The sequence below is a fragment of the Stagnimonas sp. FW305-C-60 genome (assembly GCF_058782965.1).
Map to the genome: position 1 here is coordinate 492,189 of NZ_JBYSYF010000002.1, position 24,282 is coordinate 516,470.

At 67.6% G+C, this 24,282-nt stretch carries 24 protein-coding genes; 4 read left to right on the forward strand and 20 right to left on the reverse strand.

From position 1 onward, the window contains the following. Positions 1 to 4: 4 nt before the first annotated feature. From ruvB to AC3WT6_RS09220, 15 genes are all read right to left on the reverse strand, one after another. Positions 5 to 1,030: a Holliday junction branch migration DNA helicase RuvB gene (ruvB, locus tag AC3WT6_RS09150; protein ID WP_492653265.1), complete on the reverse strand. Its 1,026-nt coding sequence runs from the start codon at positions 1,028 to 1,030 to the stop codon at positions 5 to 7. A gap of 93 nt (positions 1,031 to 1,123) precedes the next feature. Next, entirely contained in the window at positions 1,124 to 1,732 is a 609-nt protein-coding gene (locus tag AC3WT6_RS09155; protein WP_492653266.1) for a PqiC family protein, read from the reverse strand. A 10-nt stretch (positions 1,733 to 1,742) separates the two neighbouring features. Then, positions 1,743 to 2,720 carry an MlaD family protein gene (locus tag AC3WT6_RS09160; protein WP_492653267.1) on the reverse strand — a complete coding sequence of 326 codons (978 nt, stop codon included), beginning with the start codon at positions 2,718 to 2,720 and terminating at the stop codon, positions 1,743 to 1,745. Further along, positions 2,713 to 3,507, reverse strand: a complete 795-nt coding sequence (locus AC3WT6_RS09165) for an ABC transporter ATP-binding protein (RefSeq protein ID WP_492653268.1) — start codon at positions 3,505 to 3,507, stop codon at positions 2,713 to 2,715. Before AC3WT6_RS09165 ends, AC3WT6_RS09160 begins: the two co-directional genes overlap by 8 nt. Then, positions 3,504 to 4,322, reverse strand: coding sequence for an MlaE family ABC transporter permease (locus tag AC3WT6_RS09170; protein WP_492653269.1), 819 nt, complete (start codon positions 4,320 to 4,322; stop codon positions 3,504 to 3,506). Before AC3WT6_RS09170 ends, AC3WT6_RS09165 begins: the two co-directional genes overlap by 4 nt. After that, on the reverse strand, positions 4,319 to 4,912 hold the full coding sequence (gene ruvA / locus AC3WT6_RS09175; RefSeq protein ID WP_492653270.1) for a Holliday junction branch migration protein RuvA: 594 nt from the start codon (positions 4,910 to 4,912) through the stop codon (positions 4,319 to 4,321). The genes AC3WT6_RS09170 and ruvA overlap by 4 nt, the downstream gene beginning before the upstream one ends. After that, complete coding sequence (gene ruvC / locus AC3WT6_RS09180) at positions 4,912 to 5,511, reverse strand: crossover junction endodeoxyribonuclease RuvC (RefSeq protein WP_492653271.1); 600 nt, start codon at positions 5,509 to 5,511, stop codon at positions 4,912 to 4,914. The genes ruvA and ruvC overlap by 1 nt, the downstream gene beginning before the upstream one ends. Positions 5,512 to 5,538: 27 nt before the next feature. Further along, entirely contained in the window at positions 5,539 to 6,249 is a 711-nt protein-coding gene (locus AC3WT6_RS09185) for a YebC/PmpR family DNA-binding transcriptional regulator (RefSeq protein ID WP_492653272.1), read from the reverse strand. A 16-nt stretch (positions 6,250 to 6,265) separates the two neighbouring features. Beyond that, the gene (locus AC3WT6_RS09190) at positions 6,266 to 6,871 is read right to left on the reverse strand and encodes a YfaZ family outer membrane protein (RefSeq protein WP_492653273.1); all 606 of its coding nucleotides are present in this window, start codon (positions 6,869 to 6,871) and stop codon (positions 6,266 to 6,268) included. A 10-nt stretch (positions 6,872 to 6,881) separates the two neighbouring features. After that, positions 6,882 to 8,330: a dihydrolipoyl dehydrogenase gene (gene lpdA / locus AC3WT6_RS09195; protein ID WP_492653274.1), complete on the reverse strand. Its 1,449-nt coding sequence runs from the start codon at positions 8,328 to 8,330 to the stop codon at positions 6,882 to 6,884. A gap of 50 nt (positions 8,331 to 8,380) precedes the next feature. Then, a complete protein-coding gene (locus tag AC3WT6_RS09200) occupies positions 8,381 to 9,484 on the reverse strand; it encodes a hypothetical protein (protein WP_492653275.1) in 1,104 nt (367 codons plus the stop codon). Between the two features lie 103 nt (positions 9,485 to 9,587). After that, the gene (odhB, locus tag AC3WT6_RS09205; RefSeq protein WP_492653276.1) at positions 9,588 to 10,838 is read right to left on the reverse strand and encodes a 2-oxoglutarate dehydrogenase complex dihydrolipoyllysine-residue succinyltransferase; all 1,251 of its coding nucleotides are present in this window, start codon (positions 10,836 to 10,838) and stop codon (positions 9,588 to 9,590) included. Positions 10,839 to 10,887: 49 nt separating this feature from the next. Next, the gene (locus AC3WT6_RS09210; protein ID WP_492653277.1) at positions 10,888 to 13,728 is read right to left on the reverse strand and encodes a 2-oxoglutarate dehydrogenase E1 component; all 2,841 of its coding nucleotides are present in this window, start codon (positions 13,726 to 13,728) and stop codon (positions 10,888 to 10,890) included. Between the two features lie 98 nt (positions 13,729 to 13,826). Further along, the gene (gene galU / locus AC3WT6_RS09215) at positions 13,827 to 14,735 is read right to left on the reverse strand and encodes a UTP--glucose-1-phosphate uridylyltransferase GalU (protein WP_492653278.1); all 909 of its coding nucleotides are present in this window, start codon (positions 14,733 to 14,735) and stop codon (positions 13,827 to 13,829) included. 74 nt (positions 14,736 to 14,809) lie between these two features. After that, complete coding sequence (locus AC3WT6_RS09220; protein ID WP_492653279.1) at positions 14,810 to 15,685, reverse strand: MaoC family dehydratase; 876 nt, start codon at positions 15,683 to 15,685, stop codon at positions 14,810 to 14,812. Between the two features lie 100 nt (positions 15,686 to 15,785). Here AC3WT6_RS09220 and AC3WT6_RS09225 point away from each other — a divergent pair, with 100 nt between their 5' ends. From AC3WT6_RS09225 to AC3WT6_RS09235, 3 genes are read left to right on the forward strand one after another with little or no spacing between them, the layout of a single operon-like run. Continuing rightward, positions 15,786 to 17,198, forward strand: a complete 1,413-nt coding sequence (locus AC3WT6_RS09225; protein WP_492653280.1) for a CobW family GTP-binding protein — start codon at positions 15,786 to 15,788, stop codon at positions 17,196 to 17,198. Continuing rightward, positions 17,195 to 18,202, forward strand: coding sequence for a WD40 repeat domain-containing protein (locus tag AC3WT6_RS09230; protein ID WP_492653281.1), 1,008 nt, complete (start codon positions 17,195 to 17,197; stop codon positions 18,200 to 18,202). The genes AC3WT6_RS09225 and AC3WT6_RS09230 overlap by 4 nt, the downstream gene beginning before the upstream one ends. After that, positions 18,199 to 18,906 (forward strand): esterase/lipase family protein, encoded by a 708-nt coding sequence (locus tag AC3WT6_RS09235; RefSeq protein WP_492653282.1) that lies wholly within the window; start codon positions 18,199 to 18,201, stop codon positions 18,904 to 18,906. The genes AC3WT6_RS09230 and AC3WT6_RS09235 overlap by 4 nt, the downstream gene beginning before the upstream one ends. A gap of 152 nt (positions 18,907 to 19,058) precedes the next feature. Here the strand turns inward: AC3WT6_RS09235 and AC3WT6_RS09240 are convergent, their stop codons facing one another. Beyond that, entirely contained in the window at positions 19,059 to 19,247 is a 189-nt protein-coding gene (locus AC3WT6_RS09240) for a hypothetical protein (protein WP_492653283.1), read from the reverse strand. Between the two features lie 66 nt (positions 19,248 to 19,313). Between AC3WT6_RS09240 and AC3WT6_RS09245 the strand changes: the two genes are divergently transcribed. Continuing rightward, a complete protein-coding gene (locus tag AC3WT6_RS09245; protein ID WP_492653284.1) occupies positions 19,314 to 20,000 on the forward strand; it encodes a hypothetical protein in 687 nt (228 codons plus the stop codon). A 147-nt stretch (positions 20,001 to 20,147) separates the two neighbouring features. Here the strand turns inward: AC3WT6_RS09245 and AC3WT6_RS09250 are convergent, their stop codons facing one another. From AC3WT6_RS09250 to ccmI, 4 genes are all read right to left on the reverse strand, one after another. Further along, the gene (locus AC3WT6_RS09250; protein WP_492653285.1) at positions 20,148 to 21,488 is read right to left on the reverse strand and encodes an aminotransferase class V-fold PLP-dependent enzyme; all 1,341 of its coding nucleotides are present in this window, start codon (positions 21,486 to 21,488) and stop codon (positions 20,148 to 20,150) included. Next, complete coding sequence (locus AC3WT6_RS09255) at positions 21,485 to 21,871, reverse strand: hypothetical protein (protein WP_492653286.1); 387 nt, start codon at positions 21,869 to 21,871, stop codon at positions 21,485 to 21,487. Before AC3WT6_RS09255 ends, AC3WT6_RS09250 begins: the two co-directional genes overlap by 4 nt. 214 nt (positions 21,872 to 22,085) lie before the next feature. After that, positions 22,086 to 22,685 carry a Slp family lipoprotein gene (locus AC3WT6_RS09260; RefSeq protein WP_492653287.1) on the reverse strand — a complete coding sequence of 200 codons (600 nt, stop codon included), beginning with the start codon at positions 22,683 to 22,685 and terminating at the stop codon, positions 22,086 to 22,088. A 347-nt stretch (positions 22,686 to 23,032) separates the two neighbouring features. Beyond that, the gene (ccmI, locus tag AC3WT6_RS09265) at positions 23,033 to 24,280 is read right to left on the reverse strand and encodes a c-type cytochrome biogenesis protein CcmI (RefSeq protein ID WP_492653288.1); all 1,248 of its coding nucleotides are present in this window, start codon (positions 24,278 to 24,280) and stop codon (positions 23,033 to 23,035) included. Between the last annotated feature and the right edge of the window lie 2 nt (positions 24,281 to 24,282).

The window sequence follows — 24,282 nt, forward strand, 5'->3', positions numbered from 1 at the left end:
CCAATCAGGCTCCGCCGCTGAACAGTCCCGGCGCGCTGGGTGCGGTCAGCCCCAGATGCCGGTAGGCCTTGGCAGCAGCCACCCGGCCGCGCGGCGTGCGCTCGAGAAACCCCTGCTGGATCAGATAGGGTTCGATCACGTCCTCGATGGTGTCGCGCGCCTCGCCGATGGCCGCGGCCAGACTCTCGACGCCGGCTGGGCCGCCGTCGAAGCGGTTGATGAGCACATCCAGCAACCGCCGGTCGAGCGGATCGAAGCCCTCGCCATCGACATCCAAGAGGCGCAGCGCCGCCGCCGCCATCGCCTCGGTGATGATCCCCTCGCCACGCACCTCGGCGTAGTCGCGCACCCGCCGCAGCAGGCGGTTGGCGATGCGCGGCGTGCCGCGCGAGCGGCGGGCGATCTCGCGGGCGCCCTCGCCCTGCACCGGCGCGCCGAGGATTCCGGCGGAGCGGTTGACGATCTGGGTGAGGTCATCGACCCCGTAGAACAGCAGCCGCTGGACGATGCCGAAGCGGTCGCGCAGCGGGCTGGTCAAGGCGCCGGCGCGGGTGGTGGCACCGACCAGGGTGAACGGCGGCAGGTCGAGGCGGATCGACCGCGCCGCCGGACCCTCGCCGATCATGATGTCGAGCTGGTAGTCCTCCATCGCCGGATAGAGCACCTCCTCGACCACCGGCGACAGCCGGTGGATCTCGTCGACGAACAGCAGGTCGCGCGGCTCCAGATTGGTCAGCAGCGCGGCCAGATCGCCGGCCTTTTCCAGCACCGGCCCGGAAGTCACCCGCAGGTTGACGCCCATCTCGGCGGCCAGGATGTGCGCCAGCGTGGTCTTGCCCAGGCCGGGCGGGCCGAAGATCAGTACGTGGTCCAGCGCTTCCTGCCGGCGCCGCGCCGCCTCGATGGCCAGGCCCAGCTGTTCGCGCACCGCCGGCTGGCCGATGTAGTCGGCCAGCCGCTGCGGCCGGATCGCCCGGTCAACACGGTCTTCTTCGTTGGCGCCAGTGGCGGAAACCAGGCGTTCGCTCATGCGTAAAGGCGGCAAATCATCGGGTGGCGGCAGCGGTGGCGAACGACCGCTCGGCTTCAAGGATGCGCAGTGTCTCACACCGCGTCGCGACGATCAGGCGCCCTCGCCCTGCGCCGCGGCGGGCAGGGCCACGACCAGGCGCTCAAAGGCCTGCTGCAAGGCCTGCTGCATGGCGGCGACGCTGGCCTCGGGCGTGGCGGCGGCGGTGGGGACATCGGCGTCGAAGCGGCCGGTGCGGCTGGCCGCCTGGGCATGCCGGGCATAGGCCCAGCTGCCGCGCAGGCGCAGCACGCCGTCGCGGCCGGGCTCGAAGGCATCCAGGCTCAGCGACAGGGTGGCGTCGGGCGCGCGGCCATCCGGCGTGGTCAGCGCCAGCACCGCGTAGTCGGCGCGCCGCGCCGCCAGCGCCTGGGTCAGCCAACGGGTGACCGCCTTCGCCGGCCGCTCGGCCCATTCCACCTGCTCGTAATGGCGCAACTCGGCCCCCTCGGCGCGATAGACCAGTTGCCGCCGGTCGAGATAGTCGGGCACGGTCACCGCCCGCACCACCAGGCGCGGCCGCGCCAGCTCGCTCTGCGCGGGGGCCGGCCCCTCATAGCTCAGCAGCAGGCGCCGCGGCGGCGCGATCTGCGGGCCGGCGCAGGCGCTAGCCAGCAGTGCCAGGGCAAGGGCGGCAAGCAGCGTGGGATTTGAGCTGGGCATGGGCGGCTCCTCAGTTGCCGAACACCAGGGCATTGGGATTGCGCTCGACGGTATCAGCGAAGCTGCGCAAGGACTCGGCACTGGCGGCCAAGTCACGCAAGGCCTGCTCGAGATCGGCGCGCAGCGGCGCGCCCGGGGCGGTCAGTTCGGCGGTGTTGGCCAGCGTCTGTTCGGCTGCCCCCAGCGTCTGTTCGGCCCGGCTCAGCGCGGCCTCGGCGGAGGCCAGGGTCTTGCTCAGCTGCGGGCCGGCAACCTCGAGCGTGGCGCCGGCCTTGTCGGCAGTGCTGCGCACCGAGGCCATGGCGCTGTCCATGGTCGCCAGGGTGCGGTTGGCTTGGTCCAGAGTCTTGCGGGCGCTGGCCGCCGTGCGCTGCAGCTCTTCGCCGAACAGGCCCAGGGTGCCGTCGGCCCGCCGCGTCAGCTCGCCGATCGAGGCCACCAGGGTCTTCATGTCGTCGGCGATCTGCCGGAACGGAATCTGGCTGAGCTGGTCGCGCAGCACGTCGAAATCCGACTTCACGGTCGGGATCTCGGGGATCGAGGGATTCGGGCTGCCCACCAGCACCAGGGGCGTGTTCGGGCGAAAGTCGAGATCCACCCCCAGCTGACCGGTGACGATGCTCTCCATGTTCAGCTTGGCGCGCAGGCCCTTCTCGATAAAGGCCTCGAAGGGGATGTCGAGATCCTCGCGGCTGACGCCCATCACCTGGATCTGGTTGGGCAGCAGGGTGAGATACACCGGGATGCGGGCATTGAGGGTGGCGGAATCGAACTGCAGCGCGATGCGGTCCACCGAACCCACTTTCACGCCCCGGAAGTTCACCGGCGCCCCCACCACCAGGCCGTTGACATTGCCCTCGAAGAACACCACCGCCCGCTGCTTGGGCGTAAACAGCGCGGCGCCACCCAAGGTGATGATCGCCACCGCCACCAGCACCAGGGCACCCAGCACGAAGGCACCTATCGCGGTCGGATTCGCTTTACTCACGCCCATCGCCAAGAGCCTCCGGTGGTACCTCGCGCCTCAGAAAGGCGTGCACAAAGGGATGATCGCAGGATTCCAGCAGTTGTTTCGGGGCACCTCGGGCGATCGGCCGCTTGCTCTCCGCATCCAGGAAGATGCCGTCGTCGCCGATCGCGAACAGGCTGGGCAGTTCGTGGGTCACCACCACCACCGCCGCGCCGGTGCGCGCGCGCAGGTCGAGGATCAGCTCGTCGAGCTTGCGCGAGCTGATCGGGTCGAGGCCGGCCGAGGGCTCGTCGAGGAACAGGTATTCCGGCTCCAGCGCCAGCGCCCGTGCCAGGCCGGCGCGCTTCTTCATGCCGCCGCTGATCTCGTTGGGCAGGAGATCGGCCGCCGCCGCCAGACCGACCAGCCCCAGCAGCTCCTCGGCACGCTCGCGCTGCTCGGCAGCGGTCTGCCGGCGGTCGCCGTTGAGCTTCATCGGCAGCATCACGTTTTCGGCCAGGGTCATGGTCGAGAACAGCGCCGAGCCCTGGAACAGCACTCCGAAGCGGCGGCGGATCGCATCCTGGGTCACGCCCTCGGCGGCCCAGTAGTCGCTCTCGCCGTACAGCACCTGCCCCGCCGCTGGCGGATTCAATCCGATGAGGTGCTTGAGCAGGGTGCTTTTGCCGCAGCCGGAGCCGCCCATGATGATGAACACGCTGCCCTTGGCGACCTCGAAGCTGACCTGTTCCTGGATCAGCTTGCTGCCGTAGGCCATGCGCAGGCCGCGCACGACGATGGCGGGAGCCGCGGCGGAGGTGCTCATATGTCGAGCGAGTAGGCACAGAGGGCGAACACGGCGTCGATGACGATCACGCCGACGATGCCGCTGACCACCGCCCGGGTGGTGGCCTCGCCCACTGCGGCGGCATTGCGGCCGGCGCGCAGGCCGTGAAAGCACCCGGCGAAAGCCACCAGGAAGCCAAACGCCAGGCTCTTGCTCGCCCCCAGCACGAAGTGCGTGCCGGCCAGGGCGTCGGCGCTGCGGTCCCAGTAGAGATGGGTGGACAGATCGAGCATGCCGGCCGCCACCGCCCAACCACCCAAGAGGCCCACCGCGCAGGCATAGGCGTAGAGCAGCGGCGTCATCAGGGTCAATGCCAGCACCCGTGGCAGCACCAGGAATTCCACCGGCGACACGCCTAAGGTCTTGAGCGCGTCGATTTCCTCATTGCCCTGCATGGTGGCGATGCGCGCCGCGAAGGCCGCACCGGTGCGGCCGGACAGAACCACGGCGGTGATCACCGCCGCCATCTCGCGCACGGTGGCAATGCTGACCAGATCGGCGACAAACATGCCGGCCCCGAATTTGAGCAGCTGCACGGCGCCGACAAAGGCGAGGATGGCGCCGACCAGCAGATTCACCAGGCTCACCACGCCCAGGGCGCCGGCGCCGCTGGCCTGCACCACCGCCCAGGCATCGGCACGATCAAACCGCGCCTTGCCGCGCAGCAGTTGACCAAGCGCCAGAATCACTTCGCCCAGCAGGCTGGCCACCTCGCGCAGCACCGCGAACCGCGCCAGCGCGAGGCGGCCCAAGGCCGCCAGTGCCGCAATCCGCTCGCGGCGCTTGTGGATCATCGCACCGCGCGCTTCAGGGCTTCGCGGATCAGCTGATCGGTGCTCATGCCTTCGGCCTTGACGGCATTGAGCAGCTTGTCGGCCTCGGCCGGCTTGTAGCCCAGCGCTTCCAGCGCCGAGCGCGCCTCCGCAAGCGGTGTCGCCGGCTGCGCACTGGCGCCGGCGCCGAGACTGGCCGGGCCGTCGATGGCGCTGGCCTTCTCGCGCAGCTCCAGCACCATGCGTTCGGCGGTCTTCTTGCCGATGCCGGGCAGCTTGGTCAGCCGCACCGCGTCGCCCGCCCGCACCAGAGCCCAGAACTCCTCGACGCTGACCCCGGAGAGCACCGCCAGCGCCAGCTTGGGGCCGACGCCGGAGAGCTTGATCAGCTCGCGGAACAAGGCCTTCTCGGCCAGGCTGGCAAAGCCGTAGAGCAGGTGCGCGTCCTCGCGCACGGTCAGATGGGTGTGCAGGCTCACCGCCTCGCCCAGCGCCGGCAGCTTGTAGAGGGTGGACATCGGCACTTCCAGCTCGTAGCCGACGCCGCCGACATCCACCAGCAGATGCGGCGGCGCTTTCAGCACCAGCTTGCCGCTGATTCGACCGATCATCACCAACTTCCCTTGAGTGCCGGATGTCCTTGCGTGATGGTGCCACGAACATGGGCGTGGCAGAGCGCCACCGCCAGCGCGTCGGTGGCGTCCTCGGAATGCGCGGCCTGCAGCTTCAGCAGCAGCTTCACCATCTGCGCGATCTGCTGTTTGTCTGCGCGGCCGTGACCGGCGATCGCCAGCTTCACCTGGGCCGCGGCGTATTCCGCGAACGGCAGACCGGTGCGGGCGGCAGCCAGCATGGCCACGCCGCGCGCCTGGCCCAGCACCAGCGCGCTCTGGGCATTGCTGCGGTTGACGAAGGTTTCCTCCAGCGCGATCTCGTCGGGGCAATGCTCGGCGATCACCGCGCAGAGGCCATCGAATACGGTGAGCAGGCGTTCCAGCATGCTGCCCTGGGTGGAGACGATGCGGCCGGCGGCCAGAAACTGGCTGCGCTGGCCCTGGCTCTCGAGCAAGCCCCAGCCGGTGTAGCGCGAGCCGGGATCAATACCGAGGATGCGAACCGGCTGCGCGCGCGCCGCGGGTTTGTGGGGCTCCGCAAGCGCTTTCGCGGGCGGCCGGCGCAGTTCGTCGAGGGACTTCAGTCGGCGGGCCATGTCTGCTTGCCTGCCGGGCGCCTCCCGCTAGAGAGCCGCGTTGTGATAGACGTCCTGCACGTCGTCCAGGGCCTCCAGCGCGTCGAGCATCTTCTGCAGCTGCTCGGCGGCCTCGCCGACCACCGACACGCGGTTGGCCGGGCGCATGGTCACTTCCGCCTGCAAGGGCTTCAGGCCCGCAGCCTCAAGGGCTTTCTTTACTCCCTCGAAAGCCGCCGGTGTGGTGATGACGTCGCAATAGCCATCCTCGCTGACCACGTCGTCGGCGCCGGCTTCCAGGGCGATTTCGAGGATCTTCTCCTCGTTGGCCGCGCCGTCCAGCTCGAAGATCAGCTCGCCGACCTCGGAGAACTGGAAGGCCACCGAGCCACTGGTGCCGACATTGCCGCCGTGCTTGCTGAAGGCGTGACGGACATCGGCGATGGTGCGGGTGGGGTTGTCGGTCATGGTATCGACCATCACCGCCACGCCGCCGACGCCATAGCCCTCGTAGCGGATCTCCTGGGTGGCGTCGGCACCCTCGCCGCTGGCGCGCTTGAGCGCCCGCTCGATGGTGTCCTTGGTCATGTTGGCGTCGAGCGCCTTGTCGATGGCGATGCGCAACCGCGGGTTGGCGGCCGGATCGGCTCCGCCGGTGCGGGCGGCCATACCGATCTCGCGGATCAGCTTGGTGAAAACCTGGCCGCGCTTGGCGTCCTCTACGGCCTTGCGGCCGGCAATACTGGGTCCACGTCCCATAGGGGTTCCGCTTGATTTAGAAGTTGAGACGAAGGCCGATGTGACCGGAGGAATCGACCTCGCCGTCACCACCGGCCTCGGGCTTGAGATTGACCAGACGATAGCCGGCGTAGACCGCCGCCGCACGCACCACCTCGAATTCGAGATCCAGCGCCACTTCGTGGTAGCTCTTCAGGTCGGAGAAGCTGGTGAGTTCGGGCGCGTACCAGCCGTAGCCGGTGACGCCGACGCGCTCATAGCCGGGCCAGCGGACATCGAATTGACCACCGAAGGCCAGGGCGCCACCACTGGCGGAGTCGCCGGCCAGCTTGCGGTCGGCATAGATCAGCCGCGCGCCCAGACCGGCTGCCGCCTCGGTGCCACGGGCACCGACATCGCCGGTCGCCAGCACGCCGAAATGCGCCAGCTTGAGCTCGGCGTCCTTGGGATCGGCGGAACCGTCCTGGCCTTCCTTGTAGATGAAGCCGGTGTCGTACTGGCCGGAGAGATTGCCGGCCAGCCGCGACAGGGGGCCGGACAGAAAGCCACGGAAGCTGTCCGGCCCCAAGTTGAAGTCCACCGTCTCCGCCTGCGCGGCGCTGGCGGCGGCCACGAGGCCGAGGGCAAAGCAAAGCTTGCGCATGGGCGGCGCCCTACTTCTTCTTGTTCAGCGCGTGGATCGCACGCCCATCGACCGCCAGATAGGCCTCGTGCAGGGCCTCCGCCAGGGTCGGATGGCCGTGCATGGTCAGCTGCAGGTCGGCGGTGGTGGCGCCGAATTCCAGCGCGACGATCACCGACTGCAGAACCTCCGAGACATAGGGGCCGACCATGTGCACGCCGAGGATGCGGTCGGTCTTGGCGTCGCTGATCACCTTGACGGTGCCCACCGCGGCTTCCAGCGCCTTGGCGCGGCCGTTGGCGGCGAACGGGCTGGTGCCGGTCTTCACCTCGTGGCCTTTAGCCTTGGCCTGCTCCTCGGTAAGACCTGCCCAGGCCACTTCCGGCGCGGTGTAGATCACGCTGGGGATGGCGTCGTAGTTGATCTCGGTCTTCTCGCCATGCAGCTGCTCGACCAGGGCGATGCCCTCCTCGATCGCCTTGTGCGCCAGCATCAGGCCACCGATGACGTCGCCGCTGCCGTAGATGCCGGGGATGTTGGTCTTGTAGTGCTTGTCGACCTTGAGGAAACCGCGCGCATCCAGCTCCAGGCCGATGCCCTCGGCGTTCAGGCCCTTGGTGTAGGGCCGGCGGCCGACGGCGACGATCAGCTTGTCGAAAGTCTCGGTCTTGATCGCGCCTTCCGACTCGAACTCCACCACCACTTCCTTGCCAACCACCTTGGCGCTCTGCACCTTGGCGCCGAGGCGGATGTCCAGGCCCTGCTTGCTGAACTGCCGCTGGGCGTCCTTGGCGATGGTGGCATCGACCATCGGCAGGAAGGTCGGCAGGGCTTCGAGGATGGTGACCTTGCTGCCCAGGCGCGCCCAGACGCTGCCCAGCTCGACGCCGATCACGCCGGCGCCGATGATGCCCAGACGCGTCGGCGGCTCGGTGAAGTCGAGCGCGTCCCAGCTGTCGCAGATGTACTGGTGGTCGAAGGGCGCGATCTTCAGCTCCACCGGCTCGGAGCCGGTGGCGACGATGATGTGCTTGGCCTTGAGCACCTGCTTTTCGCCGGCATGCGGGGTGTATTCCACTTGGCCGTTGCCGAGCAGCTTGGCGTAGCCCTCCATGCCGACCACGCCATTGGCCTTGAACAGGCCGGTGATGCCGCTGGTGAGGCTGGAGCAGATCTTGGTCTTGCGCGACTGCATGGTGGCGATGTCCATCGCCACGCCCGAGACCTTGACGCCGTGCAGCGCCAGCTCGTGGTTGGCCTTGTGGAACATCTCCGAGCTTTCCAGCAGCGCCTTGCTGGGAATGCAGCCGGCGTTGAGGCAGGTGCCGCCATAGGCCGGCTTGCCGTCACGGTTGAGCCAGGCATTGATGCAGACCACCTTCATGCCCAGCTGGCCGGCACGGATTGCGGCCGGATAGCCACCGGTGCCGCCGCCGATCACCACTACATCCCACTCACCACTGCTGTCAGTCGCGCTCACGTTGTTTCACTCCTCGCTTCGATGCCGCGCATTGTAACGGCGGCCACTGCCTATTCCGCAGCCGCCTCGCCGTCCCCGCCACCAAAGGAGAAGGGATAGAGCTTGAAGTCGAAGTTCACGCTCACTCCGGCCGCGATGGTGCTGCTGTCACCGCCGGTATCCAGCGACACCTGGCGAGCGGCGACATAGGCGTTCACGCTCTCGCCGAACTTGCGGAACAGGCCCAGGCTGTAGCCCTCGCCGGACAGCTCCGGGCTGCCCGGCTTGAAGTCCAGGTAGCCGAAGCTGCCGGCCAGACGCAGGGTCTCGCTCAGCGCATAGGTGCCGGCCAGGTAGTAATAGTGGCGGGCATCCGGCTCGGAGGCGACGTCGACGTTTTCGAAGGAGAAGCCGACGCTGTACTTGGGTGCCGCATAGGCCGCATAGGCGCGGTAGCTGGTGGAAACCCCCGGCGAGCCGGCCACCGCCAGCAGTTCGTTGCGGCCGGCGTCGCCAGCGACAAAGGCGGCGACGTTCTCGATCTTCAGGTATTGCGCGCCCACGGTCGCCTGGGTGCCTTCGACGAGCCCGGGCACGGTCAGCGAGCCACCGGCGCTGTAGTCCATCTCGTCGTTGGGCGCGTCCTTGTCGTTCAGGAACACCGCCGCGTTGAGCCGAATCTGGTCATACAGATTCGGCGTGCTGTAGGCGATCATGTTGCGCGAATAGCCATTGCTCAGATTGGACAGACCGTAGCTGGCGCCCTCGCTCAGCGCGCGGCCGTTGAAGCCGGCGATGCTGGTGTCGTAGAAAGGGTCGATGCGCTCGCCGCTCAGGCGGTATTCGCTGGCCTTCTTGCCGGCCAGCAGCTGGCCGTAGGCGGTATCCAGGCCGAAATAGATCTGCCGCTCCGGCTCGATGCCGGCCTTGTCGTTGCGCAGGCCGCGATCGTAGACACCGAACAGGCGCGCGTAGTCGTTCTTGACGCTGCCCTTGAGGCTCAGCCGCGAGGCGTTGTTGGTGCCCTCGAACTGGTCTTCATCGGGCTCGAAGTCGGACTCCAGATAGCGCAGCGAGCCGGCCAGGTAGGTATTGAGGTTCAGCTCGGTTTCCAGGGCATGGACCGGCAGGGCGACAGCGGCGAGCAGCGCGGCAGCAGCGGGCAAACGGCTCATTCTTCCTCTCCTTTGGACGTTTATTGATTGTGACCGGCGCGCCACGAAAAAGCGCGCCCCGCGAAACACGCGGGGCGCGCTGTGCCGGGCGCGGCGGCTCCGCTTACAGATTGAGCAGCAGGCGCGCCGGGTCTTCCAGGCACTCCTTGATGGTGCGCAGGAACAGCACCGCCTCGCGGCCGTCGATGATGCGGTGATCGTAGGACAGGGCGAGATACATCATCTTGCCCTTCTTCAGCCGCTTGACGGTGCCATCGGCGTTCAGCTCGACATCGAGCAGGCGCTCGTTGATGCCGTGCATGCCCAGGATCGCGCTCTGCGGTGGGTTGAGGATGGGCGTGGAGATCAGCGAGCCGAACACGCCGCCATTGGTGATCGAGAAGGTGCCGCCGGTCAGGTCTTCGAGCGAGAGCTTGTTGTCCTTGGCCTTGGCGCCAAAGGCACCGATGGCCTTCTCGACCCCGGCCAGGCTGAGCAGGTCGGCATCCTTGAGGATGGGCACCACCAGACCGCGCGGCGAGCTGACCGCGATGCCGATGTCGTAGTAGTTGTGATAGACGATGTCGCCTCCATCGATGGAGGCATTCACCGCCGGGAACTTCTTCAGCGCCTCGACCGCGGCGCGCACGAAGAAGCTCATGTAGCCCAGCTTCACGCCATGGGTCTTCTCGAACGTGTCCTTGTAGCGGCCACGGATGGCGTCGACGCCGGAGAGGTCCACCTCGTTGAAGGTGGTGAGCATGGCGGCGGTGTTCTGCGCCTCCTTCAGGCGCTCGGCGATGCGCGCGCGAATGCGGGTCATCGGCACCCGCTCCTCGCTGCGTGGGGCGGCCGGAGCCACCACCACCGGCGCGGCAGCCTTGGGAGCCGCCACCGGAGCCGGCGCGGCGGCCGGCTTGCTGGCGGCATAGGCCTTGACGTCCTCGACGGTCAGGCGGCCACCACGGCCGCTGGCGGGGATGCCCTCGGCCGACAGGCCCAACTCGGCGAGCAGCTTGCGCACCGCCGGGCCCTGCACGTCCTCAGCGCTGGCGGCGCTGGTCGCCGCCTCGGCCTTGACCGGGGCGGCAGCGGCAGCGGGAGCCACCGGCGCCGCGGGCTGGGCGGCGGCCGCGGCGCCTTCGACGAGGATGCCGATCACATCGCCGGCCTGCACCGTCGCGCCCGGCTGGATGCGGATTTCGGTGAGCACGCCGTCGGCGGTGGCCGGCACTTCCAGCATCACCTTGTCGGTTTCCAGATCCACCAGATTCTGCTCGCGCTTGACCGCGTCGCCGGCCTTGACGTGCCAGGTGGCAACCGTCGCCGAGGACACCGACTCCGGCAGGTTGGGGACTTTGATTTCGATGGCCATGTGGCGCTGTTCTCCGACGTGTTTGTTTGGCTGGTTATGCGATTGAGGCTCAGACCGTCTTGCCGCCGGTCAGTGCCGCGGCGATGACTTCCGCCTGTTCCTTGTTGTGCACCTTCAGATAGCCGACCGCGGTGGTCGAGGTGCCGGCGCGAGTGGCGTAGAGCAGTTCGTGCTGTTCGCCCAGATAGGCGGCCAGGCGATGCTTGATCTGGTACCAGGCGCCCTGATTCTCGGGTTCTTCCTGCGCCCAGACTACCTGCTTGGCCTTGGGGTAGGCGGCGAGAGCGGCCTCGTACTCGGCGCGCGGGAAGGGATAGAGCTGCTCGATGCGGACGATGGCGACGTCCTTCAAGCCTTCCTTCGCGCGGGCGGTGACCAGTTCGAAGTAGAGCTTGCCGGAGCAGAACACGATGCGCTTGACCTTCTTGGCATCGAGCGCCTCGGTCTCCGGGATGATCGGCAGGAAGCGGCCCTTGGTGAGATCGTCCAGCGTCGACACCGACTGCGGATGGCGCAGCAGCGACTTCGGCGTCATCACGATCAGCGGCAGGCGCAGGCTGCGCTTCATCTGCCGGCGCAGCATGTGGAACATCTGCGCCGGGGTGGAGGGCACGCAGACCTGCATGTTGTTGCCGGCGCAGAGCTGGAGATAACGCTCCAGGCGACCGGAGGAGTGCTCCGGGCCCTGCCCTTCGTAGCCGTGCGGCAGGAACATCACCAGACCGCAGAGCCGCGCCCACTTGGCGTAGCCGGCGGCGATGAACTGGTCCACCACCACCTGCGCGCCGTTGGCAAAGTCGCCGAACTGCGCTTCCCAGATCACCAGCGAGTCCGGGTCGGTGGTCGAGTAGCCGTACTCGAAGCCGAGCACGCCCTCTTCCGACAGCAGGGTGTCGTTGATGATGAATTTGTTCTTGTCGCTATGCAGATGGCGCAGCGGGGTCATCCGCTCGCCGGTCTTGGCGTCGTGGATGGTGGCGTGACGATGGAAGAAGGTGCCACGGCGCACGTCCTGGCCGGTGATGCGCACCGCGAAGCCCTCGTTGACCAGGGTGGCGTAGGCCATGGTCTCGCCAAAGCCCCAGTCCATGGCCAGCTCGCCGGCGGCCATCTTGGCGCGGTCGTCCATGATCTTGGCGACGCGCGGATGCAGGCTGAAGCCCTCCGGCAGCGTCAGCAGCTTGCCGGCGAGCATGCGGATGCTGTCCAGCGACACCGAGGTATCGACCGGGTCGCTCCATTCACCCTTGCCGTACAGCGACCAGTTGACCGTGTACTGGTTGCCGACGAAGCCCAGAGTGGCGCGGGCGATGTTCTCGCCCTTGTCGAGGCCATCGCGGTAGGCGCGGATGAGTTTTTCCGGCTCGTCGGAGGCCACCACCTTCTCGCCCACCAGCTTCTGGCCGTAGAGCGTCAGGGTGGTCGGCAGCTTCCGGATGGTCTCGTACATCACCGGGCTGGTGACGCTCGGCTCGTCGGCCTCGTTGTGGCCGAGGCGGCGGTAGCAGCAGATGTCGACGATGACGTCCTTGTGGAAGGCGTTGCGGAAGTCCATCGCCAGGCGGGTGACGAACACCACCGCGTCCGGATCGTCGCCGTTCACATGGAATACCGGCGCTTCCAGCATCTTCGCGAGATCGGTGCAGTAGCGGCTGGTGCGCGCCTCGTGACCGGGGTTGGCCTCGATCGGATTCGGGGTAGTGAAGCCGATCTGGTTGTTGACGATCACATGCAGGGTGCCGCCGGTGGAGTAGCCCTTGCTGTGGCTGAGCTGCAGGGTTTCCATCACCACGCCCTGGCCGGCGAAGGCGGCGTCGCCGTGGATCAGGATCGGCACGATCTTCTGGCCGACCTCGTCGTGACGGCGGGTCTGGCGCGCCTTGACGCTGCCTTCCACCACCGGGTTGACGATCTCCAGGTGCGAGGGATTGAAGGCCAGCACCAGGTGCAGGCGCTTGCCGGCCACCTCCACGTCGGTGGAGAAGCCCTGGTGGTACTTCACGTCGCCGGCGCGGGTCAGGCTCTCGGCCGAGTACTTGCCCTCGAACTCCGCGAACAGGTCCTTCGGCGACTTGCCAAGGATGTTGATCAGTACATTGAGGCGGCCACGGTGGGCCATGCCGATCACCATCTCCTCGGCGCCGGCCTCGGCGCTGGCGCGCATGGCCTCGTCGAGCGCCGGGATCATCGCCTCGCCGCCTTCCAGCGAGAAGCGCTTCTGGCCGACGTACTTATTGTGCAGGTAGCGCTCCAGCCCCTCGGCGGCGGTCATCTGCAGCAGCACTTCCTTGCGGCGTTCCGGCGGCAGCTTGGGCTGGTAGGCCTGGGCTTCGAGGCGCTTCTGGATCCAGCGCTTCTGCGCCGTCTCGGTGATGTACATGTACTCGGCGCCGATGGTGTCGGTGTACACCGACTTCATCAGCTTGATGATTTCACGCAGCGGCAGGCGGTCGGCGTAGGCCAGGGAGCCGGTGTTGAACACCGTGTCCATGTCCTGCGGGCCGAGGCCATGGAAGCCGGGATCGAGGTCCTGCAAGGCCGGGGTCGGCGCCAGGCCGAGCGGGTCGAGCTTGGCCGCCTGGTGACCACGCACACGGTAGTAGTTGATCAGGCGTAGCACGCCGGCCTGCTTTTCGGCCGCCACCGCATCCATCGAGGTGGCCGGAGCCACCACCGTCTTCGGCTGCTGCGCCAGCGCCTCGAAGCGCGCCCGCACCGGGCCGTGCGGCACATCGCCGGCGCCGTTCAGGCTGCGAAAGTAGTTGCGCCAGGACTCATCGACCGAATTCGGGTCTTCGAGAAAGCGTTCGTAGGCCTCTTCCACATACACGGCGTTGCCGCCGGAAATCGAGGAGGTGGCGACCAGGGTGTTGTACTTGCTACCGCTCATGCATTCTCCCGCCGGGATTCCATCGGTCGGGGCCAAGCCGCTGCTAGCCGGCCTCGAAACGATTTGCGCCGCCCGGCGGCGGCGCTGTTGGTGGTTGCTTACTTCTTGGCCTTTTCGGCCTTCTCGGGCTTCTTCCAGTCGCCCGTCAGCTCGCCGAGGTAGTCGCGGAACTCGCCAGCCAGTTCCGGATGCTTGAGGCCGAACTCGACGTTCGCCTTCAGGTAGCCGAGCTTGCTGCCGCAGTCGTAGCGGGTGCCCTCGAATTCATAGGCCAGCACCGTCTGCTCCTGGATCATCTGGCTGATCGCGTCGGTGAGCTGGATCTCGCCGCCGGCGCCGCGCTGGGTGCGCTCCAGGAGCTTGAAGATGCGGGGGGTGAGGATGTAACGGCCGACCACCGCCAGATTGCTGGGGGCGTCTTCCCGCTTCGGCTTTTCGACGATGCGGCGAATCTCGCCCAGGCCCGGGGCCACCGGCTGGGTTTCGACCACGCCGTAGCTGCTGATCTCGTCCATCGGCACCCGCTGGGTGGCGATCACGCTGGTGCCGTATTCCTGGTAGACGCGCTGCATCTGCGCCAGGCAGGGCCGCAGCTTGCCGTCGATCAGGTCGTCGGCCAGGATCACCGAGAAATCCTCGTCACCCACCGCCGGCCAGGCACAGAGCACGGCATGGCCCAGGCCCAGGGCCTCGGCCTGACGGATGTAGATGCAGGTGATGCCAGGCGGCAGGATTTCCTGCACGGTCTCCAGCAGCTTGGCCTTGTTGCGGGCAGCCAGCTCGGCTTCCAGCTCATAGGCCTTGTCGAAGTGATCCATGATCGAATTCTTCGAGCGGCCGGTGACAAAGATCAGCTCCTCGGCACCGGCGGAGATCGCCTCCTGCACGGCGTACTGGATCAGCGGCTTGTCGACCACCGGCAGCATTTCCTTGGCCGAGGCCTTGGTGGCCGGAAGGAAACGGGTGCCAAGACCGGCGACCGGGAAAACCGCTTTGCGAATCCGCATGAAAAACTCCGTGAAGAAATATTGTTCGTTGTGGCCGGGCCGCGCCGGCCTCCCAAGTGTTCGCGGCGCGTACTTTACTTCAGGCTGCCGTCCAGGCGCCCACTCAAATGCAGCTTTCCGCCCTCTCTGGCCAGTAGATCAAAGTCGAATCCCTGGTCGCGAGCCTGAAACTTGAGGGTGACCCGGCTGGGCAGCAGCAGCGGCTGCTTGAAGCGCACCTCCAGCCGCGCCGGCGCCTGTTCCAACTGCGGCAGCAACTCGCCCAGGCAGCGGGCGACGCTCCACATGCCGTGGGCGATGGCGCGGGGGAAGCCGAAGGCCTTGGCGGTGAGCGCGTAGAGGTGGATGGGGTTGTAGTCCTTGGCTACCGGGGCGTAGCGGCGGCCGATGTCCTCCGGCACGCTGAACGGCCGGTACTGGGCGGCAGTGGCCGGCGGCGCCGGCGGCGGCGACTTGCGCGCCCCCGGCTTGCCCGGCAGACGGTGCAGCACCGTGGTCACCGCGCTCCACACCGGTTCGGTGCCGGCCAGCAGCTCGGTGCGCAGGTCCACCTCGATGCCCTGCGGCACCCGGCGGCTCTCGCCCACCTGCACGCGCAGGTCGTAGCGGGCGTCGAGGTCGATGGCGGCCTTCTGCTCGATGACATTGGCGATGTGCACCATGCCCAGCAGCGGGAAGGGGTAATTGGGCTGGATCAGCACATGCATGTGCAGCGGTGCGGCCAGCACCTGCGGGTAGGTGAGCGCGAACGTACCTTCCGGCAGGCCGCAGACGGCGTTGTAGGCGGCGATGTGCTTGGGATCGAAGCGCAGGCCGCGCAGGGTGACGGCGTTGGCCGGGATGCCGGAGCTGGGCTTGCCCTTGCGGCGGGCGGTCAGGGCGGCGCGGCCGAACAGCGGGCCGGTCTTGGGCAGGGCGGTCAGGTCAGGCAGGACGAGGGCAGCGGTCATCGGGCGCGGGCGGGGTCTATTGGCAACCAGGGCGGCGATGATAACCCTTAGTGCCCCTTAAACTACGTACCCTTTTCGGGCTACCCGCAGGCATTCACGCATGGCGTCCAAGATTCCAGTCACCGTCCTTACCGGCTTTCTCGGCGCCGGCAAGACCACCCTGCTCAACCGCATCCTCAGCGAGGAGCACGGCCAGCGTATCGCGGTGATCGAGAACGAATTCGGCGAAATCGGCATCGACCAGGCCCTGGTCATCAATGCCGACGAAGAAATCTTCGAGATGAACAACGGCTGTATCTGCTGCACGGTGCGCGGCGATCTGATCCGCATCCTCGGCCAGCTGCTCAAGCGGCGTGACAAGTTCGACCGGATATTGGTGGAAACCACCGGCATGGCCGACCCCGGCCCGGTGGCGCAGACCTTCTTCATGGACGAGGACATGAAGGCGCAGTTCGCGCTCGACGGCCTGGTCACCGTGGTCGACGCCAAGCACCTGCTGCTGCACCTGGACGACAGCGAGGAGGCCCAGAAGCAGGTCGCTTTCGCCGACGTGATCCTGCTCAACAAGTGCGATCTGGTCACTGAGGACGAACTGGATACGGTCGAGCGCCGGGTGCGCGGCATCAATGCCATGGCCAAGCTGATCCGCACCACCAATGCCGACGCGCCCATCGCCTCGGTGCTGGACGTCGGCGGCTTTGACCTTTCCCGCGCGCTGGAACTCAACCCCGAATTCCTGGCCCCCGAATACCCCTTCGAATGGGCTGGCCTGTACAAGATCGAGTCCGGCGCCGAGCTGGTCGCCGGCGCCTGCGGCCACGATCATCACCACCACGGGCATGAACACGGTCACGACGACCACCACCACGGCCACGAGCACGACGCCCAGGCCCTGACCCTGGCCCTGCTGCCGGTGCCGGCCAGCGGCGAGGACGCCCTCAACAGCGCCGCCGACAAGGCAGTGCGGGCCTTCGCCAACAAGCCCGAGTCGCGCGCGCCCGGCAGCCCGCTGGAACCCTCGATGACGCCCTGGAAGCTCGATCTCTCCGGCGACCACGCTCACTTCCCGATCCGCGTACCGGCCGCCGGCCATTACGTGCTGCTCACCGAACACGCGCCGGAGGAGCATCACCTTTCGCTGAAAAAGCCCGACGGCAGCCCGCTGCGGCCGATGCTCAGCAAGCACTATGAACACAGCCACGAGCACGAGGCAGGGGTAGCCAGCGTCGGCATCCGCCTCGACGGCCAGGTCGATCCCAGCCTGTTCAGCGGCTGGATGAGCGCCGTGCTCTCCACCCAGGGCAATGACATCTTCCGCAGCAAGGGCATCCTCAACGTCGCCGGCCGCGACCGCCGCTACGTGTTCCAGGGCGTACACATGGTCATGGACGGTCGCGAGGACGCCCCCTGGGGCAGCGCCGAGCGCAGCAACACCCTGGTGTTCATCGGCCGCAATCTCGACCGCGAGAAGCTCACCGACGGCTTCAAGGCCTGCCTGCGCCAGCCCGCATGAGCAGCGCCCTCAACCCCGCCTGGCAGGCGACGCTCGACGACTACCCCACCGCCCTCGCCGCCTCCCGCGACGGCAGCCTGATCGCCGCCGGCACCGCCAGCGGCAAGGTCTTTGTGTTCGACGCCAGCGCCGGCGACCTGCTGCACACGCTCGACGCCCACACCAACGGCGTGCTGAGCCTGGCCTGGGGCCGCAAGTGGCTGGCCAGCGCCGGCCAGGACGGCCGCGCCCGGCTCTGGGACGCCCGCCAGGGCCATGCCCTGGCCGAGCTGCCCGGCAAGTCCGCCTGGTTGCAGCACCTGGCCTGGACGCCGGACGGCAAGCGCCTCGCCAGCGCCGGCGGCAAAACCGCCAGGCTCTGGGACGAGAGCGGCACGCAATTGCAGGAGTTCACCGCCCCGGCTGGCATCAACGGCCTGGGCTGGAACGGCGTCGGCGGCCTGCTCGCCGCCGCCGCCGGCAGCGAGGTGCTGGTCTGGCGCGCCGTCGACGGCGGGCTGGACCGCACGCTGAAATGGGCCAGCACCCTGCTCAACCTGAGCTGGAGCCCCGACGGCAAGATCATCGCCTGCGGCTGCCTGGACAAGTCCGTGCACTTCTGGCGCGCCGGCCCCTGGATCGACTCGCGCATGGGCGGCTACGCCCGCAAGCCCCAGGCCCTGGCCTGGAGCGGCGATGGCAAGCAGCTCGCCACCACCGGCGAGGACGCGATCATCGTCTGGAGCTTCGTTGGCAAGGGTCCGGAAGGCAGCCGCCCGCTGCAACTGCTGCACCACCTGCGGCCACCGGAAGTGCTGGCCGCCCATCCAAAGAAGCCCCTGCTGCTCTCCGGCGGCCCCGACCGCGCCGTGCTGCTGTGGAGCCTCAAGAACGAGCAGCGCCCGCTGGGCCTGGACCGGCTCGGCGACAACGTTGCCAGCCTCACCTTCAACCCGGTCGCCAGCCTGGCCTATGCCGCCGGCGCCGACGGCCAGTTGCACGCCTACTGGATCGACACGCCATGAACTTCAGCAAGCCCACCGTCCCCAGCCCGCTCGCCCCGCCCTCGCCCTGGCTGCTGCTGGCCGAGGCTACGGTCGGCCTGGAGTTTGTGCGCGGCCTGATCGGCTCCACCCGCGGCCTGCCGCGCGGCCAGGGGCCGGTGCTGGTGGTGCCCGGCTTTCAGGCCAGCGACCGCGAAACCCTGCTGCTGCGCCACAAGCTCTCCGCGCTCGGCTACACCGTCTACGGCTGGGGCCAGGGCCGCAACCACGGCAAGACCGGCAAGCTGCTACCACCCTTGGTGCAGCGCGTGCGCGAGTTGGCCGCCCGGCATGCGCTGCCGGTGAAGCTGGTCGGCTGGAGCCTGGGCGGCGTGCTGGCCCGCGACGTCGCCCGCGAAGCGCCGGAGGCCGTGGCGCAGGTGGTGACCCTCGGCTCGCCCATCGTCGGCGGCCCCAAGTACACGGTGTTCGCCAAGGGCTACCGCAAGCAGGGGATGGACGTTGAGCAGCTCGCCAGCAAGGCCGACGCCCGCGAAGCCAGCCGCCCGCTGCCCTGCCCGGTCACCGCCATCTACACCCGCCGCGACGGCATCGTCGCCTGGGGTAGTTGCATCGATCCCAACCACGCGGTCGAGCACCGCGAAACGGCCGCCAGTCACTTCGGCCTGCCGTTTCATCCGCAGACGTTGCGGCTGATTGCGCAGGCTTTGGCGGTAAGGGCGTAGGGCATCGGCCACTTCGGTTTGGGACTACAACCCCGCACCGAACCGGGTTCCGCAGGGCTCTCGGCAGCCTCGCGACAAAGCCTCATTGCGGTCCTAGAGCAGGCGAAGCCCGAATCGCCGACGAGGCGTTGGACGCCGGAAGCTGGCTTCCATTAGGCTGCTCGCAAAGCGCGGATGGGACCGCGCCGATTCATCAAACGAGGGGCTGCGGGGATGGCGCATCCATTGACCCATAACTCGGCGCCATCGAATGGCATCCAGGCTTGCCATTTTTCTTTCTCGTCAGGCAGTTGCCTGAATTCCCGGCCGTTTTCCGCTTCGGCCATCTTCAGATTAGGCATCGCCAGCAGCGGATTAGGCTTCACGGCTTTGATGGCTAATTCGCGTTGGGCTTCTGGGAGAGAGCAATGACTATTGCAGATGTATTCATCATCGAGAGCCTAACGAAGGCGGACGAGAGCGCTCATAGGCACGAGGGCCAACGGATAGCCGATATCTTGAGGCTCAGCGCTAAGAATCCGAGATATTTCTACTTTCAATCCAAGGAAGAGCTTCCCCATCTGCTTGAGCTATATAAGCAATCTAACTACCGCTTTCTGCATGTGTCCTGCCATGCATCTGATTTGGCCATCCATACGACCAAAGACCAGATTCCATACGGGGAGGTTGGAAGGCTCTTTGCAGGATACCTAAAGCAACGACGCGTCTTCTTTTCAGCCTGCGAGGTTGGGAATGAGCTTTTTAGCGCCTGCTTGTCCGGAGCGAACAAAGGCATGCACTCGATAGTCGCCCCTGCAGAGAAGATATTCTTTGATCATGCAGCAGCAATCTGGAGTGCGTTCTATGTGTCTATGTTTTCAGGCAATCCAGACGCCATGACTAACAGTGACATCAGGGTACGCATTGATACGTTGTGCACGCTGTTTCCAGTTGATTTCCACCTGTCTACGTATCATCCCGCGCTGGATTCGTGGCAGCACACGCGCGTTTCAAAGAAGCCTATCGGAGCGGCCAACGGCAAGGCGAAAGGCGTCGACGAAGCCCAACAAGCTGTTCAAGCGGACAGTCCCGCCTTCGGCGGGCCTGCCGCTTAACGCCGGCGTTGAGGCTGCAGAGGACCTCGGAATCACGACTGATTTGGCACACATGCCGCCGCGTTTACTCGGCGGCTTTGTTACTTCAGTGCCGGGGAGCGCAGCGCCTGACTGGTAGTCCCGCGACGCCGTTCGCTCTCCTCATCATTAACTGCCTCGCAGAGCCTCGGTGGCAGAGACCAAATCCGCCTCACTGTTGTAGACATGGCTACACAGCCGTATCGCCAGCGGTGGCTCGCCTTCGGTAGTAGGCACCGGCACGTCGCAGAGCACGTGGTTGTCGTGCACATAGGCCGCATACAGGCCGTGCTGCTCGTACAGATCGCGGAAAGCGGCGACTGCTTTCGCGGGTTCGGCGATTTTGACCACGCTGATACCGAGGGCAAAGCGCTCGTCCTCAGGCGTGCGCAGCTCAAACCCGGCGGCGCGCAGTTGCTGGCGCAGGCTTTTGCCCAATTCGTGAACGCGCGCCTCGATGGCGGCCGGGCCTTGCGCCAGGTGGAATTCCAGGGCGGCACTCAGGGCCGGGAATAGCGCGTCGTTGCGCTGCCCCAGACACTCGAAGCGCGCGGCGCCCGTCGGCAGACCCGCTTCCGGGTAATTGAACTCGTAGTCGTAGCCCACCGTGTGCGGCTGCAACTGCTCAGCGCGCTCCGGGCGCAGGTAGAGGATGCCCAGCTCGCGCGGGCCCATCAGCCATTTGTGGGCGCTGCTGGAATAGCTGTCGCAGTCCATCGCCCGCAGGTCGAGCGCAGTCGCGCCCCAAGTCTGGGCGCCATCGACGTGCACGAACACTTCCGGCCGCGTGGCGTGGATGGCCTTGCACAGGGCCGCCGCCGGCAGGCGCAGGCCGCTGATGTTGGATAGCTCGCTGAAACTCACCACCCGCGTGCGCGGCGTCAGCGCGGCGAGGAAGGGTTCGATCAGCTCCTGCTCGCTGCGCGGCTGCTCGGGCAGTTGCACCACCTTGCAGACGAAGGGCCGGCGGGCGCGGCGATAGCCCCAGCTGCGGTTGTTGCTGTGGTGGTTGTGATCCCAGAGCACCACCTCGTCGTCGGGTGCGAAGTCAAAGCCATTGACCACGGTGGCATTGGCCTCGCTGGTGTTGCGCACCAGGGCCACGTCGCGGCCGTCGGCCAAGCCCAGGTGTTGCGCCAGCAGGCCGCGCAGGCGGGCCAGCTCGGTTTGCAGAAACAAGGCGCGGTGGTGGAAGGAGACATCCGCCGCCAGCCGCGCGCTGGCCTCGGCATAAGCCTGCTGCACGCGCCGCAGGGGCGGCGTGAGGTTGGCGGCGTTGAGCGGAATCTTCGGTGCCGCGGCCTCGGCGAAGGCGAACTCGCGGCGCACCGCCGGCCAGTCGCCCGGGGTGGGCAGCGGCGCGGCTGAGCCGGCACTTTCGGAGATGAGGCCGGCTTGCAGCAGGCGGCCACCGGTGGCGGCGGCGAGGCCGGCACCACCGAGGGCGAGCAGACGGCGGCGGCTGATCATGCGCGCGCTCCCGTCGCCGGACGGCGCCACAGCGACCACAACAGCAGCGGGCCGGCCACCAGCAGCAGGCCGGCACCCAACTGGCTCAACAGGTCGAACAGCGCGCTACGCAGGCCGACGGTCAGCACGGCGTCGGCGGTATAAGGCGCCGCGCGATAGCCGAGCAGGATCAGCGCCGCCAGCAGCAGGCTCAGCAGCCAGGCCAGCACCTGCGCGGCGCGCTTGCCGATGCGGCCTTTGCGGCTACGTGGCTCAGTGCCGGCGCCCAGCCAGAGCAGGGCCAGCAACAAACCGAGTGCTACCCCCAGCGCGGCCGGCAGCACCGAGAGCTGCGCGGCGGCGAATACGGTTTCCCACTGCCTTGCCATCCACCAGGCCTGCATCGGTTCCACTCCCTAGATTGCGTGTCGGTCGCAAGGGAGTATCGGCAGTGGGCGGTTTGGCTCCAACTAGTAAATGCAGTCTTTCTCAGAGCGCCTGTTCGGCTCTGATTGCGAACGCCCCCATCCATCGCCCCCTTCGGGTGCTGACTCCTCCGCTCGCGGGGGAAGGAATGGTTGGCTGATAGGGGGAGCGTTCCGCCAACAGCAGGCCGCTTTAGAAGCGCAGCCGACCCGGACTCGGCAGGCTGATGGCCGGCGCCGACAACGGCAGCTCCTTGCGCGGCGCGGCCGGCGCCGGGCTGGACAGAGCCCCGGTGGCGGCGGCGGGTTCGCGCCGCACGTAGTACACCGGGTAGGCGTAGTAGTAGGGATAGCCGTAGAGGAAGTCCGCGCCCACCACCACCTGCTCGGGCGAGGGCTTGGGCCAGAGGTAGACCTCGGTCGCCGCGACCTTGGGGTACTGGTACGGGAACTCGCCGATCTGGCGCGACTCGCTGCCGCTGAGCGTGCCGACCACGGTCACTTCGCGGCCGCCTTCGTAGGCCTTGGGGTCGCGGAAGCCGGGAATGCAGGCCAGGAAGCGGCCGTCGTTGCGGTCGCTCTGCTTCGGACGCGAGCTGGAATCCAGCGGCCGGGCGAGGATCTCGAAGCAGCTCTGCTCGGCCTTGTTGTCCATCGACAGCACCACCCCACCCCAGCGGACCTTCTGCCCTTCCGGCGGCGCCTTCAGCGCGCTGGCCTCGGTCGGAGTCAGCTTGGGGAACTCGCCACGCAGCGCCTGCGGCGGCGCGCAGGCGCCGAGCAGCAGACTCAATCCCAGGACGGGGCCGGTACGGGAAGAAAGAAAACGCGGGTATTGCATGGGAATTCAGCAGCGATCAGAGGGACGGCCGCCCGGGCCGATGCTTGGCGCGGCGGGGCGGGTCACGGCACTAGCCGCTGCGCCACGTACCTGGGCTGGCCAGGGCGTGCACGAGGCGGTGTGCAGACCTTGCCAATAACGCGGCAGCACGCTCGACGCTGACACAGCGTTCACCAGGGTGGCCGCGGCGCAACCGGCTTGCGCGGCTGCGAAAGGTCGCAGCGCTGAGCCTGAAAGTCTCGATGCCGCCGAGTAGCCCGCCGCCCATCCACGTCGAGCGGGGCAGCGCCACTAAAGACTCAGCCGCCGACCCGCTCGCGAATCACCAGGGTCTGCGGCTGGCCCGCGGCTTCGCGGCCGAGTTGCAGGCTGCCTTGCAGGTCGCCGGGCTGGGCCTGTGCGCCGCCGGACTGCGAGAGCCGGGCGGTGATGGTCCAGCGGTCGAACTGCGAGAGCTTCATCGCCGGCGTCATGCCCATGCTGTCGTCCAGCGTCACCGTCAGCGGCAGACGCGCGCCCGGCAGGCGCTGCACGGCCAGCGGCATCGGCGGGCCGGAGGCGGCCTTGGCGAACACGAACAGCACCGCGCCGGCCGGCACCTGCGCGGCCAGGGCCGGGTCCAGCTCCACGGTGATACTCAGGCTCAGGCCAGGGGCGGCGGCACCCTGGCTGCTGGAGGCTTCCGTCACAGACGGCGCGGCGGCCGTCATCGGCGCCCCACCCTGCAACTGGCGCAACTCGTCCAGGCGCTGCACGACAGCGGCGCGGATGTCCTCGGGCAATTCCTGCTTGAGCAGTTGCTCGAACCGCGCCTGCGCCTGGGCGTAGTCCTTGGCCTGGGCGTTGGCGAGGCCGGCGTACCAGAGCGTCTTGCCGTCGTCCGGGGCCAGCTTGAGCGCGGCTTCGAACAGCTGCTGCGGCTTGCCGAGCAGATCGCGGTCGCGCGCCATCGCCAGCGCCTCGCCCTCGCCGGTGAGCAGCGCCGGGTTGTTGTTGCCCGACAGCTCGTTGGCCTTGGCGTAGGCGCTGGCGGACTCGGCGTAGCGCTCCATCACGAAGTAGGAGCGGCCGAGCATGGTCCAGCCTTCCACGTCGCCGGGTTCGGCCTGCAGACGGGCTTCCAGCTTGGCGACCATGGCACTGATGTCCGGCGCCTGGCCATTGGCGGGCGCGGCCGGGCCTTGGGCGATCTGCTCGGCGGTGCGCCAGCTGCCGGCCTGCACATACCAGACCGCGCCGCCGACCATGAACAGCACCGCCAGCAACAGCGCCGGCGCCAGCTTGCGCGGGCTCTCGGCGCTGCCGGCCTCCTGTACCTCAGCCTCGCCGAGCAGGCGCTGGTCCAGCTCGCGCTTGAGATTGCTCGCCTCTTCGGCGCTGAGCAGGCCGGTGGTCTGCTCGTTTTCCAGCTCCGCCAGCCGCGTGCGGTAGGCGGCGATGTTGGCGGCACGGCGGCGCTGGGCGGTGGGCAGGCGCGTCTGCCAGAACGGCCGGGTCAGCCAGAACGCGGCGATCAGGGCGAGGATCGCCATCGGCAAAACAGACATGC

Bases quoted from the DNA above. Each gene is read 5' to 3' on its own strand.
- ruvB (WP_492653265.1), bottom strand. From the start codon at position 1,030: ATGAGCGAACGCCTGGTTTCCGCCACTGGCGCCAACGAAGAAGACCGT.
- AC3WT6_RS09155 (WP_492653266.1), bottom strand. From the start codon at position 1,732: ATGCCCAGCTCAAATCCCACGCTGCTTGCCGCCCTTGCCCTGGCACTG.
- AC3WT6_RS09165 (WP_492653268.1), bottom strand. From the start codon at position 3,507: ATGAGCACCTCCGCCGCGGCTCCCGCCATCGTCGTGCGCGGCCTGCGC.
- AC3WT6_RS09170 (WP_492653269.1), bottom strand. From the start codon at position 4,322: ATGATCCACAAGCGCCGCGAGCGGATTGCGGCACTGGCGGCCTTGGGC.
- ruvA (WP_492653270.1), bottom strand. From the start codon at position 4,912: ATGATCGGTCGAATCAGCGGCAAGCTGGTGCTGAAAGCGCCGCCGCAT.
- ruvC (WP_492653271.1), bottom strand. From the start codon at position 5,511: ATGGCCCGCCGACTGAAGTCCCTCGACGAACTGCGCCGGCCGCCCGCG.
- AC3WT6_RS09185 (WP_492653272.1), bottom strand. From the start codon at position 6,249: ATGGGACGTGGACCCAGTATTGCCGGCCGCAAGGCCGTAGAGGACGCC.
- AC3WT6_RS09190 (WP_492653273.1), bottom strand. From the start codon at position 6,871: ATGCGCAAGCTTTGCTTTGCCCTCGGCCTCGTGGCCGCCGCCAGCGCC.
- AC3WT6_RS09200 (WP_492653275.1), bottom strand. From the start codon at position 9,484: ATGAGCCGTTTGCCCGCTGCTGCCGCGCTGCTCGCCGCTGTCGCCCTG.
- odhB (WP_492653276.1), bottom strand. From the start codon at position 10,838: ATGGCCATCGAAATCAAAGTCCCCAACCTGCCGGAGTCGGTGTCCTCG.
- AC3WT6_RS09210 (WP_492653277.1), bottom strand. From the start codon at position 13,728: ATGAGCGGTAGCAAGTACAACACCCTGGTCGCCACCTCCTCGATTTCC.
- galU (WP_492653278.1), bottom strand. From the start codon at position 14,735: ATGCGGATTCGCAAAGCGGTTTTCCCGGTCGCCGGTCTTGGCACCCGT.
- AC3WT6_RS09220 (WP_492653279.1), bottom strand. From the start codon at position 15,685: ATGACCGCTGCCCTCGTCCTGCCTGACCTGACCGCCCTGCCCAAGACC.
- AC3WT6_RS09225 (WP_492653280.1), top strand. From the start codon at position 15,786: ATGGCGTCCAAGATTCCAGTCACCGTCCTTACCGGCTTTCTCGGCGCC.
- AC3WT6_RS09230 (WP_492653281.1), top strand. From the start codon at position 17,195: ATGAGCAGCGCCCTCAACCCCGCCTGGCAGGCGACGCTCGACGACTAC.
- AC3WT6_RS09235 (WP_492653282.1), top strand. From the start codon at position 18,199: ATGAACTTCAGCAAGCCCACCGTCCCCAGCCCGCTCGCCCCGCCCTCG.
- AC3WT6_RS09240 (WP_492653283.1), bottom strand. From the start codon at position 19,247: ATGCCTAATCTGAAGATGGCCGAAGCGGAAAACGGCCGGGAATTCAGG.
- AC3WT6_RS09245 (WP_492653284.1), top strand. From the start codon at position 19,314: ATGACTATTGCAGATGTATTCATCATCGAGAGCCTAACGAAGGCGGAC.
- AC3WT6_RS09250 (WP_492653285.1), bottom strand. From the start codon at position 21,488: ATGATCAGCCGCCGCCGTCTGCTCGCCCTCGGTGGTGCCGGCCTCGCC.
- AC3WT6_RS09255 (WP_492653286.1), bottom strand. From the start codon at position 21,871: ATGCAGGCCTGGTGGATGGCAAGGCAGTGGGAAACCGTATTCGCCGCC.
- ccmI (WP_492653288.1), bottom strand. From the start codon at position 24,280: ATGTCTGTTTTGCCGATGGCGATCCTCGCCCTGATCGCCGCGTTCTGG.